The sequence below is a fragment of the Cellulosimicrobium sp. SH8 genome, from assembly GCF_025818875.1.
GTDB classification, from domain to species: domain Bacteria; phylum Actinomycetota; class Actinomycetes; order Actinomycetales; family Cellulomonadaceae; genus Cellulosimicrobium; species Cellulosimicrobium cellulans_D.
The window spans coordinates 71,721-85,587 of sequence record NZ_JAMXMH010000010.1; the positions used below are offsets into that span (position 1 = coordinate 71,721).

Consider the following 13,867-nt stretch of genomic DNA (forward strand, 5'->3'; position numbering starts at 1 on the left):
GACGACCCGGACAGGTCCGACGTGCGGCGTGGGACGGCGGGCGGGGGATACTAGGGGCGTGAGCGTACCCATCAGTCTCGGAATGCCTGCCGCCCCGCCGCCGGTCCTCGCGCCGCGACGCAAGAGTCGCAAGATCAAGGTCGGCAAGGTGGACGTCGGCGGAGACGCCCCGATCAGCGTCCAGTCGATGACGACGACGCCGACGACGGACATCAACGCGACGCTCCAGCAGATCGCGGAGCTCACGGCGTCGGGCTGCGACATCGTGCGCGTCGCGGTGCCGAGCGCGGACGACGCGCTCGCGCTGCCGGCGATCGCGAAGAAGTCGCAGATCCCGGTGATCGCAGACATCCACTTCCAGCCCAAGTACGTGTTCGCCGCGATCGACGCGGGCTGCGCCGCGGTGCGCGTGAACCCGGGCAACATCCGCAAGTTCGACGATCAGGTCAAGGAGATCGCGAAGGCGGCGTCGGACGCGGGCGTGTCGCTGCGCATCGGCGTCAACGCCGGCTCGCTGGACCCGCGCCTGCTCGCCAAGTACGGCAAGGCGACGCCCGAGGCGCTGGTCGAGTCGGCCGTGTGGGAGGCGTCGCTGTTCGAGGAGCACGGCTTCCACGACTTCAAGATCTCCGTGAAGCACAACGACCCCGTCGTCATGGTGCGGGCGTACGAGCTGCTCGCGGAGGCGGGGGACTGGCCGCTGCACCTCGGCGTGACCGAGGCCGGCCCGGCGTTCCAGGGCACGATCAAGTCGGCCACGGCGTTCGGCGCGCTGCTGAGCAAGGGCATCGGCGACACGATCCGCGTCTCGCTGTCCGCGCCTCCGGTCGAGGAGGTCAAGGTCGGCAACCAGATCCTCCAGGCGCTCAACCTGCGCCCGCGCAAGCTCGAGATCGTCTCCTGCCCCTCGTGCGGTCGCGCCCAGGTGGACGTGTACACGCTCGCGGAGAAGGTCACGGCCGGGCTCGAGGGCATGGAGGTGCCGCTCCGCGTCGCGGTCATGGGCTGCGTCGTCAACGGCCCGGGCGAGGCGCGCGAGGCGGACCTCGGGGTCGCATCGGGCAACGGCAAGGGCCAGATCTTCGTCAAGGGCGAAGTGGTCAAGACGGTGCCCGAGTCGCTCATCGTCGAGACGCTCATCGAGGAGGCGCTGCGCATCGCGGAGACCATGACGCCGGAGAACGACGCGCAGGCCGGCCCGCCGGTCGTCACGGTCGGCTGACGGTCCGGTGGCCCGCTGGCGTCCGTCCGTCCCGGCCCTGAGGCCGCGGTCGCGCGGGGAGGCTGGTGACGGCGAGCACGCCCGGGCGCGCGTCCTGGTCGACGCGGACGTCCCGGACGCGCTCGCGGTCTGCGCGGGCGACCCGGTCGCGTCGACGCTCGCCGCGGCGCGGCTCGCGGTCGCCCAGCACGCGAGCCTGCACGCGGCGGGCGGTCAGGCGTGGGGGTTCCCGGCCGTCGGGCCGCTCGAGGCGGTGTGCTGGGCGGGGGCGAACCTCGTGCCGGTCGTCCCGGCGTCGCTCGAGCCCGACCGGGCCCGCGCGGCGGTCGCGGCGTTCGCGGTGCTCGCGCGGCACGCGGGGCGGCGGTCGTCGTCGGTCGTGGGCGAGCGCGACGCGGTCCTGGCGCTGTGGGAGCTGCTCGCGCCGCACTGGCCGTCGCCGCGCGAGATCCGGGCGAACCAGCCGTCGCTCGCGATCGACCGCGAGCCCGACGTCGAGCCGGACCCGGGCGTGCGCCGCTCCGTCCCGGCGGAGGTGCCCGTCGTCCTGCCCGCGTGCGTGCGCATGTTCACCGAGGAGGTGGGCTACTCGCCGGTCGAGGGCGGCGGGCGCGCCTACGAGGAGCGGGTGCGGTCGCTCGTGCTCGCGGGACGGTCGTTCGTCCGGCTCGCGGCGAGCGACGGCGCGCCGCACGTCGTCTTCAAGGCGGAGCTCGGGGCGGTCACGCCGCTCGTCGCGCAGGTCCAGGGCGTGTGGGTCGACCCGCGGTACCGCGGGCAGGGCCTGGCCGCGCCGGGGATGGCCGCCGTCGTGCACCTCGCCCGCCAGGGCACCCCGGCCGAGGCCGCGCGCCGGGTCGCTCCACCGGTCGTCTCGCTGTACGTCAACGACTACAACACCCGCGCGCTCGCGACGTACCGTCGCGTCGGGTTCGAGCAGGTCGGCACCTACGCCACGGTGCTCTTCTGAGGGCTCGCGACCGACGCGCTACTTGAGCAGGCGCGACATCCGGCGGTCGGCGAGCACCTGACCGCCCGTCTGGCACGTGGCGCAGTACTGGAGGCTGCGGTCGGCGAAGCTCACCTCGCGCACGGTGTCCCCGCACACGGGGCACGGCAGCCCGGTGCGCCCGTGCACGCGCATCCCCGCGCGCTTGGCGTCCTTGAGCTCGGCGGCCGGCTTGCCCGACGACGCCGCGACGGCCTCGGCGAGGACCTCGCCCACGGCGGCGTGCACCCGGGCGACCTCGTCCGGCGTGAACGAGCGCGTGAGCTTGAACGGGCTCGTGCGGGCAGCGTGGAGGATGTCGTCGGAGTAGGCGTTGCCGATCCCGGCGATCGACGACTGGTCGCGCAGCAGCCCCTTGACCTGCTGGTTGCGCGCGGCCATGAGCGCACCGAGGGCCTCGGGGGTGAAGCCCGGGTCGAACGGCTCGATCCCGAGCGTCTCGACCGCCCGGACCTCCTCGGGATGCCGGACGACGTGCACCGCGAGCCGCTTGCGCGTCCCGGCCTCCGTGAGGTCGAACCCCGAGCCGTCGTCGAAGCGCACGCGGAGCGCGAGCACCGCGGCCTTCCCGCCGCCGCTGCCGCCGAGCCGGGGGCGCACGGGCGTCGTCGGCGCCTTCTCCGACCACCGCAGCCACCCGGCCCGGGCGAGGTGGAAGACGAGGTGGACCTCGTCGTCGGGCCCGGGCGCGGGCGGGCCGCCCGTGGGCTGCGCGAGGACGAGGTCGAGCCACTTGCCGTGCCGCCGGGCACCGGTCACGACGCGCCCGACGAGCGCGCCGACGGGCGGGTCGAACGTCTTGAGCGCGGCGATCTGCGCGACGTCGGCGGCGACGACGGTGCGGCCGGTCGCGCGGTCGTCGAGAAACCTGACCAGGGCCTCGACCTCGGGCAGCTCGGGCATGGGGACATCCTCCCCGCCGGTAGGGTGGGGCGCATGTCTTCCGTCACGTCCGGCGCGCCCGCCGCGGCCTCCACCCGCGTCCGGGGCGCCGACCTCCTGCGCCTGTCCACCCTGTTCGTCCGGACGCTGCGCGAGGACCCGGCCGACGCCGAGGTCGCGAGCCACAAGCTCCTCGTGCGTGCGGGCTACATCCGCCGTGCCGCTCCCGGCATCTACACCTGGCTCCCGCTCGGCCTGCGCGTGCTGCGCAAGGTCGAGGAGGTGGTCCGCGAGGAGATGGCCGCGGCAGGCGCGCAGGAGGTGCACTTCCCGGCGCTGCTGCCCAAGGAGCCGTACGAGGCGACGGGCCGCTGGACGGAGTACGGGCCCAACATCTTCCGGCTCAAGGACCGCAAGGAGGGTGACTACCTCCTCGCGCCGACGCACGAGGAGATGTTCACGCTCCTCGTCAAGGACCTGTACTCGTCGTACAAGGACCTGCCGCTGACGATCTACCAGATCCAGACCAAGTACCGCGACGAGGCCCGTCCCCGTGCGGGCCTCATCCGCGGCCGCGAGTTCGTCATGAAGGACGCCTACTCGTTCGACACGACGGACGAGGGCCTCGAGCGCTCCTACGAGGCGCAGCGCGCGGCGTACCGGCGCATCTTCGACCGGCTCGGGCTCGAGTACGTCATCGTGGCCGCGACGTCGGGCGCGATGGGCGGCTCGCGCTCCGAGGAGTTCCTCACGCCGACGCCGATCGGCGAGGACACGTTCGTGCGCTCGCCCGGCGGGTACGCGGCGAACGTCGAGGCGGTCGTCACCCCCGTCCCGGAGGACGTCGACTACGCCGACGCGCCTGCCGCGCACGTCGAGGACACCCCGGACACCCCGACGATCGACTCGCTCGTCGCCCTCTCGAACGACCGCTTCCCGCGCCCCGACCGCGCGTGGACGGCGGCGGACACGCTGAAGAACGTCGTGCTCGCCCTCACGCACCCCGACGGCCGTCGCGAGGTCGTCGTCGTCGGGCTGCCCGGCGACCGCGAGGTCGACCTGAAGCGCGTCGGCGCGGCGTTCGAGCCGGCCGAGGTCGAGCCCGCGACGGACGCGGACTTCGCCGCGCACCCCGAGCTCGTCAAGGGCTACATCGGTCCGCAGGTGCTCGGCCCGAACGTCCGCCGGGACGCCCCTGCGGACGTCGCCGAGGGCGAGGTGCCCGAACGGCACTCCGTGCGCTACCTGCTCGACCCGCGCGTCGTCGCGGGCACGCGCTGGATCACCGGCGCGAACCAGCCGGGGCGGCACGTGTTCGACCTCGTCGCCGAGCGGGACTTCTCCGCCGACGGCACGGTCGAGGCCGCCGAGGTGCGCGCGGGCGACCTCGCCCCCGACGGCTCGGGTCCGCTCGAGCTGGCCCGCGGCATCGAGATCGGCCACATCTTCGCGCTCGGCCGCAAGTACGCCCAGGCGCTCGGCCTCACCGTGCTCGACGAGAACGGCAAGCAGGTCGTCGTGACCATGGGGTCGTACGGCATCGGCGTGACCCGTGTCCTCGCGGCGCTCGCGGAGGCCAACCACGACGACGCCGGGCTCGCGTGGCCCGCGCACGTCGCCCCCGCGCACGTGCACGTCGTCGCGACGGGCAAGGACGCGAGCGTGTTCGACGAGGCCGAGCGCCTCGCGACCGAGCTCGCCGCCCGGGGCGTCGAGGTGGTCTACGACGACCGCCCCAAGGTCTCTCCCGGTGTGAAGTTCAAGGACGCCGAGCTCCTCGGCGTGCCGCTGCTGCTCGTCGTGGGCCGCGGTCTGGCCGACGGCGTCGTCGAGGTCCGCCCCCGCGCGGGCGAGGCGGTGCAGGTGTCCGTCGCGGACGCCGTCGAGCACGTCGCGGCGCAGGTGGCCGAGCTCCTCGGCTGACACGTCGCAGCGTCGGGGCGCCCCCGGTCCGGGATCACGGGCCGGGGGCGCCTCCGTCGTCCCGGGGGAGCGGCGGGGGGAGCGACGGTCCGGCACGGGTCGCGTGCCGGCCCCGGGACGGCATACGGGTGGTGCCCGTCCGGCGGCGGGGCGCGGGACGGGCTCAGCTCAGCCCGCGGCCTGCTCCGGGAGGCCGGGGAAGGCGACGGGCGCCTCGCCCCACGCGACGGCGCTCGCCCAGGAGTCGACGAGGAGGGCCGTCGGCTCGGCCCGGGACGTGGGCGCGGCGGTGGCCACGAGGCTCGCGTACGACTGCGCGAGGCCGGACTCGACCTGACGCGCCAGGGTGGCGAGGTCGGCGTCGTCCGGCAGCACGTAGGCGACGCGGCGCGGGTCCTGGGTGGTGCCGTCCGTCCCGGCCGCGAGGGCCCACGCCTGGCCGCGCGCCCGGTGCTCGGCCGCGCGTGCGACCGCCGCCGTGCGCGCGTCGCCCTCGGACTGCGCCGCGCGCACCTCGAACGCGTACCCCGCGGCGTCCTCGGACTCGACGAGCGTGGCGAGGTCGGCGGCGCCGACCCCGGCGGGGGCCTCCTCGACGGGCGGTGCCGTCGTCACGAGCCCGTCGGCCGCGGTCGACCCGGTGAGCGCGGCGAGGCGCCGCGCCGAGACGTGCTCCGACGTGGCGACGGACGCGAGGAGCCGGGCGAGCCCGGCGTCCGTCGACGCGTCGGCCGAGGCGCCCGTACGCTGCGCCGCCTCCACGAGGGCGACGACGACGTCGTCGGTCGTGGACGCACCCGCGACGGGGGCGTCCGTGGCGCCGCTCTCGGCCCGCTCGCCGCTCGGGTCGTCCTCGGCCTGCTCGCCGGCGGCGTCGTCCGCCGGAGCGCTCGCCGTGAGGTCGTCCTCGGGGAGGTCGAGGTCGCCCAGTCCCGAGTCGTAGACGCCGCCGAGGGCGTCCGCGTGCTGCTCCGCGAACGCCGCGACCTCCGCGAGGGCCGCGAGCGTGGCCGGATCGGTCACGCCCGGAGTGACGTCCGCCACGAGGTCGGCCACCGCGAGGGCGTCGTCCACCGCGTCCGCCCGCAGCACCTCGACGGCGTCGGGCGAGGGCTCGGTGGGGGGCGGGGTCTCCAGCCGCACGCCGCACCCGGCCGCCAGGACGGCCGCCGTCAGCACCGTCAGGGCCGCGAGCACCCGGCCGCCTGGCCGGGGCGTCCGGCGCGGGCGGGGACGGGTCGCGGCGGGCGCCGCGGTCGCGTGGGGACTCATCGGGGGCGATGATGTCACGTCCGGGGCCCGCGAGTCGTTAGGCTGGTCCCCGGTCGAACGTCCCGACGGCCAGACCGTCGGGAGATTCCCGAGACAACAACACACCGGTCGTCTTCCGTACCCGGCGTGGGACACGGACAGGAGCTGAGTCATGGCAGGGCAGGCGGGCGGTCAGCCCGGCAAGGCACCCGGGGGCGACGCGGCGACGCACGCGCTCCGCGAGAGCGTGCGCGCGGCGATCGAGCCCGCGGTCCAGGACGCGGGACTCCACCTCGAGGACGTCACGGTGTCGCGTGCCGGAGCCCGGTCCGTGGTGCGCGTCGTGCTCGACCTCCCGGACGACGTCGAGGGGAACCTCGACCTCGACACCGTGGCCGAGGCGACGCGCCCGATCTCGACGGCGCTGGACGCGGTGGACCCGCTCCACGGCGCCTACACGCTCGAGGTCTCGACGCCCGGCACCGACCGTCCGCTCACCGAGCCCCGCCACTTCCGGCGGGCCCGCGGCCGCCTCGTGCGCCTCGTGCTCGCCGACGGCGGCACGGTCGAGGGACGCCTGCGGACCGGGTCCGAGGTCGACCCCGAGCTGGTCCTGGACGTGCCGGGCAAGCGCGGTGTCGTGACGGAGCGGGTCGTGCCCCTGGCCGACGTGGTCCGCGGGCAGGTGCAGGTGGAGCTCAAGCGCGCCCTCGAGGCCGACCTGCCCGAGCTCGACGAGACCGACGGCTCGACCGACGAGACGACCGCCCACGACGAGGAGGCCTGACGATGGACGTGGACATGAGCGCGCTGCGCCTGCTGGAGCGCGAGAGGGACATCAGCCTCGACGTCCTGGTCGCCGCGATCGAGCAGGCGCTGCTCTCGGCGTACCACCGCACCCCGGACGCGTACACCCGTGCGCGGGTCGAGCTCGACCGCAAGACCGGGCACGTCACGGTGTGGGCGCGCGAGGAGCTGCCCGCGCCGGAGACCGACGACGAGGACGACGCCCCGCGGGGCCCGGTCGAGCACGGCCCGGAGTTCGACCACACGCCTGCCGACTTCGGCCGGATCGCGACGTCGACCGCGCGGCAGGTCATCGTCCAGCGCCTGCGCGACGCGGAGGACGACCAGATCCTCGGCACGTTCCGCGGCAAGGAGGGCGAGGTCCTCGCGGGCGTCATCCAGCAGGGTCGCGACCCGCGGGTCGTCCTGGTCGACGTCGGCGGCACGGAGGCGGTCCTCCCGCCGCACGAGCAGGTCCCGACGGAGGAGTACGTGCACGGCGAGCGCCTGCGCGCGTACGTGCTCGAGGTCGCCCGGGGAATGAAGGGCGCGCAGATCACGTTGAGCCGGACGCACCCGAACCTCGTGCGCAAGCTGTTCGAGCTCGAGGTCCCCGAGGTCGCCGACGGGTCGGTGGAGATCACCGCCATCGCGCGCGAGGCCGGGCACCGGACCAAGGTCGCGGTGCGTTCCCGGGTCCCGGGGCTCGGGGCCAAGGGCGCGTGCATCGGGCCGATGGGCTCGCGCGTGCGGGCCGTCATGGCGGAGCTGCACGGCGAGAAGATCGACATCGTCGACCACAGCGACGACCCGGCGCAGTTCGTGGCGAACGCGCTGTCGCCGGCTCGTGTGTCGTCCGTCACGGTCGTCGACGAGGTGGCCCGCGCCGCGCGCGTCGTGGTCCCGGACTTCCAGCTCTCCCTCGCGATCGGCAAGGAGGGGCAGAACGCCCGGCTCGCCGCGAAGCTCACGGGGTGGCGCATCGACATCCGCTCGGACGAGGGCGGCGCCCCGACCGAGCGGTCCGACGGCGACGCTCCCGCAGGTCCTCGCGCCGGAGACCGGTAGTCGCCGGGAGTGGACGGTCACGGATGACGGGACGGCGCGGTAGACTGTCCTCGACCGGGCCGCGCGCCCGCACCTCGACCATGCCCCAGGACACCACGACCCGCCCCGTACCCACGGGCCCGGGTCCTGTCCGCACGTGCGTCGGATGCCGGGAGCGCGACCTGCGGTCAGCTCTTCTCCGTCTGGTCCTCGACCGGTCCGGTGCGAGCGCCGACGAGCCTCGGCTCGTGGTGGACGCCGGACGGTCGCTACCGGGTCGCGGTGCGTGGCTCCACGCGTCGACCCGGTGCCTCGAGACGGCGGAACGCCGGCGGGCCGTCCCGCGGGCCCTGCGCTTCTCCGGGCCCCTCGACCTCGCCGCGGTCCGCACCGCGATCGAGGCACGGTCGGGAGAGCACGGCTGAGCCAATGCACCACGGCCCCACCCGGGGTCGCACTGCACGACACGTCGACAAGGAAGCGGGTTAGAAGCCGATGGGCACCCGATGAGTACCCAGCGATGAGCACCCAGCACTAACGACGGTCCTCCCTGTCCGGGGCGGACCGAGACAGGAGAGTTGTGGCAAAGGTCCGCGTCTACGAGCTCGCGAAGGAGCTCGGGGTGGAGAGCAAGACCATCATGACCAAGCTGACGGAGCTCGGTGAGTTCGTCCGCTCGGCATCCTCGACCATCGAGCCACCGGTGGTCCGCAAGCTGCGCGACGCCTTCCCCGCCGGGGGCGGCGGCGCGAGCAAGCCCGCGGCGGCACCCGCCCCCGCGCGTCCGGCCGCGCCCAAGCCGGCCCCGAAGCCCGAGGTGAAGGCCGAGCCGGCCGCACCGCAGGCGAAGGCGCCCGCGCCCCAGCCGGTGGCACCGGCCCCGGCGAAGGCCGAGCCCGCGAAGGAGTCCCAGGCTCCGGCGCCCGCCGCGCCGGCGCCGAAGGCCCCGGCGCCCCAGGCCCCCGCGGCCGAGCGCCCCGCGCCCGCCCAGAAGCCCACCGCCTCGCCGAAGCCGGGTGGCGGCACCAACGCACCCCGTCCCGGTGGCACGGGCGCGCGCCCCGGCGCCCCGCGTCCGGGCAACAACCCGTTCGCCCCCAGCCAGGGCATGCCCCGGCAGGGTGGCGGGCCTCGTCCGGGTGCCCCGCGTCCGGGCAACAACCCGTTCGCGCCGAGCCAGGGCATGCCCCGGCCCGGCTCGCGCCCGGAGCGCACCGAGGGTGCTGCGGCGGCGTCCGGCGAGCGTCCGGGCGGTCCCCGTCCGGGCGGCCCCCGTCCCGCTCCGCGTCCTGGCGGCCCGCGCCCGAACCCGGGCATGATGCCCGGTCGCACCTCGATCGGCCGCCCCGGTGAGCGACCCGCTCCCGGCGGTCGTCCCGGTGGGGGCGGCGGCGGTCGTGGCGGCGGTGGCGGCTTCGCCGGCCGCCCCGGTGGCGGCGGTGCTCCCGGTGGTGGCGGCGGTTTCGCCGGTCGCCCCGGTGGCGGCGGCCGCGGTGGCGCGGGTCGTGGCTCCACGCAGGGTGCCTTCGGGCGCGCCGGCGGCCGTCCGGTCCGTGGGCGCAAGTCGAAGCGCGCGAAGCGCCAGGAGTTCGAGCAGATGCAGGCGCCGTCGCTCGGCGGCGTGCAGGTTCCTCGCGGCAACGGCAAGACCGTCGTCCGCCTGCGTCACGGCTCGTCCCTGAACGACTTCGCCGACAAGATCGACGCGAACCCCGCGAGCCTGGTCACGGTCCTCTTCCACCTCGGTGAGATGGCGACCGCGACCCAGTCGCTCGACGAGGACACGTTCGGCACGCTCGCGGCCGAGCTCGGCTACGTCATCGAGATGGTCTCGGCCGAGGAGGAGGACCGCGAGCTGCTCGGTTCCTTCGACATCGACCTGGACGCGGAGCTCGAGGCCGAGGGCGACGACGAGCTGACGGCTCGTCCGCCGGTCGTCACCGTCATGGGCCACGTCGACCACGGAAAGACCAAGCTCCTCGACGCGATCCGCCAGACGGACGTCGTCGCGGGCGAGGCCGGCGGCATCACCCAGCACATCGGTGCCTACCAGGTGCGCCACGAGCACGAGGGCAACGACCGGGCCATCACCTTCATCGACACCCCGGGCCACGAGGCGTTCACCGCCATGCGTGCTCGTGGTGCCCAGGTGACGGACATCGCGATCCTCGTCGTGGCCGCGGACGACGGCGTGATGCCGCAGACCATCGAGGCGCTCAACCACGCCCAGGCGGCGAACGTCCCGATCGTCGTCGCGGTGAACAAGGTGGACAAGGAGGGGGCCAACCCCGCCAAGATCCGCCAGCAGCTCACCGAGTACAACCTGGTGGCCGAGGAGTACGGCGGCGACACCATGTTCGTCGACGTGTCCGCCAAGCAGAACATGGGCATCGACGACCTCCTCGAGGCCGTCCTGCTCACGGCCGACGCCTCGCTCGACCTGCGCGCGAACCCGGACAAGGACGCGCGCGGTGTCGCCATCGAGGCGAACCTGGACAAGGGCCGCGGCGCCGTCGCGACCGTCCTGGTCCAGTCCGGCACGCTGCGCGTCGGCGACGCGATCGTCGCCGGCACGGCCCACGGCCGCGTCCGCGCGATGTTCGACGAGCACGGCAACGCCGTGACCGAGGCGGGCCCCGCCCGTCCGGTCCTCGTGCTGGGTCTCGCGTCCGTGCCGAGCGCGGGCGACACGTTCCTCGTGGCGCCCGACGAGCGCACGGCACGCCAGATCGCCGAGAAGCGCGAGGCCGCCGAGCGCGCGGCCCTCCTGGCCAAGCGCCGCAAGCGCATCAGCCTCGAGGACTTCACGCAGGCGCTCCAGCAGGGCAAGGTCGAGACCCTCAACCTCGTCCTCAAGGGCGACGTGTCGGGTGCCGTCGAGGCGCTCGAGGACGCGCTGCTCAAGATCGACGTGGGCGACGAGGTCGAGCTGCGCGTCATCCACCGCGGTGTCGGTGCGATCACGCAGAACGACGTCAACCTCGCGACGGTCGACAACGCGATCATCATCGGCTTCAACGTGAAGTACGGCGAGCGCGTCGAGGACCTGGCCGAGCGCGAGGGCGTCGACGTCCGCTTCTACTCGATCATCTACCAGGCGATCGAGGACGTGGAGGCCGCGCTCAAGGGCATGCTCAAGCCGGAGTACGAGGAGGCCCAGCTGGGCACGGCGGAGATCCGCGAGATCTTCCGCTCCTCGAAGTTCGGCAACATCGCCGGTTCGATCGTCCGCTCGGGCGAGATCCGTCGCAACGCCAAGGCGCGCGTCCTGCGCGACGGCAAGGTCGTGGGGGACAACCTCACGGTCGAGTCGCTCAAGCGGTTCAAGGACGACGCCACCGAGGTCCGCGAGGGCTTCGAGTGCGGTATCGGACTCGGCTCGTTCAACGACCTCCAGGTCGGCGACACGATCGAGACGTTCGAGATGCGGGAGAAGCCGCGTTCCTGACGCTCGTCACGCCCGGGGGCGGTCACGGTTCGTGGCCGCCCCCGGGCGTTCGTCTCCCGTCCCGCTCGGCCGACGGGGTCCGTTCGGCGTACGGTCGTCGGGACCGTAGCCGGAACGCTCGGCACGAAAGGAAGAAGCCATGGTCGATCACCCTCGGGCGAGGAAGCTCGCCGACCGCATCAAGGAGATCGTCGCGCAGATGCTCGACACGCGGATCAAGGACCCGCGCCTCGGGTTCGTCACGGTGACGGACGTCCGCGTCACCGGTGACCTGCAGAACGCGTCCGTGTTCTACACCGTGTACGGCACGGACGAGGAGCGGGCCGGGACGGCCGCGGCGCTGGAGAGCGCGAAGGGCCTCATCCGGTCCGAGGTCGGCAAGCAGACGGGGATCCGCCTGACGCCGACGATCGAGTTCCACCTCGACTCCGTCCCCGAGACGGCGGCGCACCTCGACGCCGCGCTCGTGGAGGCGCGCCGTCGCGACGCCGAGCTCGCGGCCCTGCGCGAGGGCAAGGCCTTCGCCGGGGACGCGGACCCGTACCGCACGGCCGAGGAGGAGGGGGAGTCGGCCGAGCGCTGACCTCCGACCCCGCACCGCGCCGAGGGCCGGTGGCGACACGCGACGCGTGCCGCCACCGGCCCTCGGTCGTTCCCACGGACCGGGCGACGGAGGGTCCTCGCCCGGGGGCGTGGTCAGCGGCCCGTGCCCCGGGGGAGGAAGAGCGCGGCCGCGGTGGCGACCGCGAGCACGGCGGCGCCGACGGCGAGGGCCGGTACCAGCCCGGTCGCGAAGGCGGCCGGTGTCAGCGCCCCGCCCACGGCGAGGAAGACGGCGGTCAGCACCGCGACCCCGAGCGCGACGCCGATCTCCCGCAGCGTCGCGTTGACGCTGCTCGCCGTCGCGTGGTCGGCGTCCGCGACCCCGGCGAGCACCGCCGTCGCGACGGGCGCGAAGGTGAGACCCATGCCGACGCCGGCGAGCACGAACGCCGGCACGAGAGCGCCGTACACGGTCGGGTCCGCGTCCACGAGGGAGGCCATCCAGCCGAGCGCGACGGTCTGGAGGGCGAGGCCGGTGACGACGAGGGGGCGCACGCCGACGCGGGACGCGAGCGCACCGGCGAGGGGCGCGACGACCATGGGCGCGGCCGTCCACGGCAGGGTCCGGACGCCCGCCTCGAGGGGGGAGTAGCCCTGGCCCACCTGGAGGAACTGCGTGAGCAGGAAGACCGCGCCGAACATCCCGACGGCAAACGCGAGGCTGGCGACGTTGGCCGCGCTGAAGCTCCGCGAGCGGAACAGGCGCAGCGGGACGAGCGGGTGCGCGGTGCGGGCCTCCCGGACGACGAAGAGGACCAGCAGGGCGGTCGCCGCGGCGAGGGTCGCGATCGTCGCCGCCGACCCCCACCCGCGCCGCTCGGCGTCGACGATGCCCCACACGGCGAGCAGGACGCCGCCGCCCGCGAGGAGCAGCCCCGGGACGTCGAACGGCTGCCGGCGCCCGAACGACTCGCGCAGCGCCGCGAGGACGAGCGGCACGGCGACGACGGCGACCGGCACGTTGAGCCAGAAGATCGCCTGCCAGCTCAGGCCCTCGACGACGGCGCCGCCGACGAGCGGGCCGAGCGCGATCCCGAGGCCGGAGACGCCGCCCCAGACGCCGATCGCGAGCGCGCGACGGGCGGCCGGGACCGCGCCGACGAGCAGCGTGAGCGACAGCGGGAAGATCGCCGCGGCGCCGGCACCCTGGACGGCACGGGCCGCGACGAGCGCGCCGGGGGTGTCCGCGAGGGCGGCGGCCGCCGACGCGAGCGTGAAGAGCGCGATCCCGCCGACGAACACCCGGCGGCGGCCGAGGCGGTCGCCGAGCGCGGCCGCGGGCAGCATGAGCGTCGCGAACGCGAGCGTGTACGCGTTGACGAACCACTGGAGCTGCTCGACGGTGGGCCGGAGCGCCTCCGAGATCACGGGGAGCGCCCCGGTGACGACGAGGTTGTCGAGCGTCGCCATGAACATGGGCAGCGACGCGGCGACGAGCGCGAGGGCGACGGGCCGCGCACGGCGCGCCGTGGGCTCCGCGGAGGGGCGGGGCGCCCGTGCGGTGGGCGGGCGGCGCTCCGGCGCGTCCGCGACGGTCGTGCGCGCGGGGAGCGCGTCGTCGGGCGGGTCGTCGAGCAGGGCGTCGGGCAGGTGGTCGGACGAGGCGGGAGCCGACGGTTCGGTCGAGGGGAGTGTCATGGTCGTACCTCCGAGACGGGAGTAAGCATTGATTGATTACTACCTAGGGAACGCTAGT

The 13,867-nt window shown here is 74.6% G+C and carries 11 protein-coding genes; 8 read left to right on the top strand and 3 right to left on the bottom strand.

Annotated features, from left to right (window positions below; genetic code table 11):
- Nucleotides 1–82: 82 nt before the first annotated feature.
- Together ispG and NF338_RS14595 are read left to right on the top strand one after the other, a co-directional pair.
- A complete protein-coding gene (gene ispG, locus NF338_RS14590) occupies nt 83–1,222 on the top strand; it encodes a flavodoxin-dependent (E)-4-hydroxy-3-methylbut-2-enyl-diphosphate synthase (protein ID WP_021482273.1) in 1,140 nt (379 codons plus the stop codon).
- Between the two features lie 7 nt (nt 1,223–1,229).
- Nucleotides 1,230–2,192 carry a DUF4081 domain-containing GNAT family N-acetyltransferase gene (locus NF338_RS14595; RefSeq protein ID WP_264031456.1) on the top strand — a complete coding sequence of 321 codons (963 nt, stop codon included), beginning with the start codon at nt 1,230–1,232 and terminating at the stop codon, nt 2,190–2,192.
- A gap of 18 nt (nt 2,193–2,210) precedes the next feature.
- Here NF338_RS14595 and NF338_RS14600 read toward each other — a convergent pair whose 3' ends face one another.
- The gene (locus NF338_RS14600; RefSeq protein ID WP_264031457.1) at nt 2,211–3,134 is read right to left on the bottom strand and encodes an Fpg/Nei family DNA glycosylase; all 924 of its coding nucleotides are present in this window, start codon (nt 3,132–3,134) and stop codon (nt 2,211–2,213) included.
- A 33-nt stretch (nt 3,135–3,167) separates the two neighbouring features.
- Here NF338_RS14600 and NF338_RS14605 point away from each other — a divergent pair, with 33 nt between their 5' ends.
- On the top strand, nt 3,168–5,036 hold the full coding sequence (locus NF338_RS14605; protein WP_264031458.1) for a proline--tRNA ligase: 1,869 nt from the start codon (nt 3,168–3,170) through the stop codon (nt 5,034–5,036).
- A 168-nt stretch (nt 5,037–5,204) separates the two neighbouring features.
- Here NF338_RS14605 and NF338_RS14610 read toward each other — a convergent pair whose 3' ends face one another.
- Nucleotides 5,205–6,308 (bottom strand): ferritin-like domain-containing protein, encoded by a 1,104-nt coding sequence (locus NF338_RS14610; protein ID WP_264031459.1) that lies wholly within the window; start codon nt 6,306–6,308, stop codon nt 5,205–5,207.
- Nucleotides 6,309–6,459: 151 nt separating this feature from the next.
- Between NF338_RS14610 and rimP the strand changes: the two genes are divergently transcribed.
- The 5 genes from rimP (at nt 6,460) to rbfA (ending at nt 12,151) form a co-directional block, all read left to right on the top strand.
- Nucleotides 6,460–7,074 (top strand): ribosome maturation factor RimP, encoded by a 615-nt coding sequence (gene rimP, locus NF338_RS14615; RefSeq protein ID WP_087471748.1) that lies wholly within the window; start codon nt 6,460–6,462, stop codon nt 7,072–7,074.
- 2 nt (nt 7,075–7,076) lie between these two features.
- Nucleotides 7,077–8,141 (top strand): transcription termination factor NusA, encoded by a 1,065-nt coding sequence (gene nusA / locus NF338_RS14620; RefSeq protein ID WP_264031460.1) that lies wholly within the window; start codon nt 7,077–7,079, stop codon nt 8,139–8,141.
- An 80-nt stretch (nt 8,142–8,221) separates the two neighbouring features.
- A complete protein-coding gene (locus tag NF338_RS14625; RefSeq protein WP_264031461.1) occupies nt 8,222–8,545 on the top strand; it encodes a YlxR family protein in 324 nt (107 codons plus the stop codon).
- Nucleotides 8,546–8,700: 155 nt separating this feature from the next.
- Nucleotides 8,701–11,568: a translation initiation factor IF-2 gene (infB, locus tag NF338_RS14630; protein ID WP_264031463.1), complete on the top strand. Its 2,868-nt coding sequence runs from the start codon at nt 8,701–8,703 to the stop codon at nt 11,566–11,568.
- Nucleotides 11,569–11,707: 139 nt separating this feature from the next.
- Nucleotides 11,708–12,151: a 30S ribosome-binding factor RbfA gene (gene rbfA / locus NF338_RS14635; RefSeq protein WP_047232669.1), complete on the top strand. Its 444-nt coding sequence runs from the start codon at nt 11,708–11,710 to the stop codon at nt 12,149–12,151.
- A 113-nt stretch (nt 12,152–12,264) separates the two neighbouring features.
- Here rbfA and NF338_RS14640 read toward each other — a convergent pair whose 3' ends face one another.
- Nucleotides 12,265–13,809, bottom strand: coding sequence for an MFS transporter (locus tag NF338_RS14640; RefSeq protein ID WP_264031464.1), 1,545 nt, complete (start codon nt 13,807–13,809; stop codon nt 12,265–12,267).
- Between the last annotated feature and the right edge of the window lie 58 nt (nt 13,810–13,867).

Coding starts and splice junctions, on each gene's coding strand:
- NF338_RS14605 (WP_264031458.1), top strand. CDS start 3,168: ATGTCTTCCGTCACGTCCGGCGCGCCCGCCGCGGCCTCCACCCGCGTC.
- NF338_RS14600 (WP_264031457.1), bottom strand. CDS start 3,134: ATGCCCGAGCTGCCCGAGGTCGAGGCCCTGGTCAGGTTTCTCGACGAC.
- ispG (WP_021482273.1), top strand. CDS start 83: ATGCCTGCCGCCCCGCCGCCGGTCCTCGCGCCGCGACGCAAGAGTCGC.
- NF338_RS14640 (WP_264031464.1), bottom strand. CDS start 13,809: ATGACACTCCCCTCGACCGAACCGTCGGCTCCCGCCTCGTCCGACCAC.
- rimP (WP_087471748.1), top strand. CDS start 6,460: ATGGCAGGGCAGGCGGGCGGTCAGCCCGGCAAGGCACCCGGGGGCGAC.
- NF338_RS14625 (WP_264031461.1), top strand. CDS start 8,222: ATGCCCCAGGACACCACGACCCGCCCCGTACCCACGGGCCCGGGTCCT.
- nusA (WP_264031460.1), top strand. CDS start 7,077: ATGGACGTGGACATGAGCGCGCTGCGCCTGCTGGAGCGCGAGAGGGAC.
- NF338_RS14610 (WP_264031459.1), bottom strand. CDS start 6,308: ATGAGTCCCCACGCGACCGCGGCGCCCGCCGCGACCCGTCCCCGCCCG.
- rbfA (WP_047232669.1), top strand. CDS start 11,708: ATGGTCGATCACCCTCGGGCGAGGAAGCTCGCCGACCGCATCAAGGAG.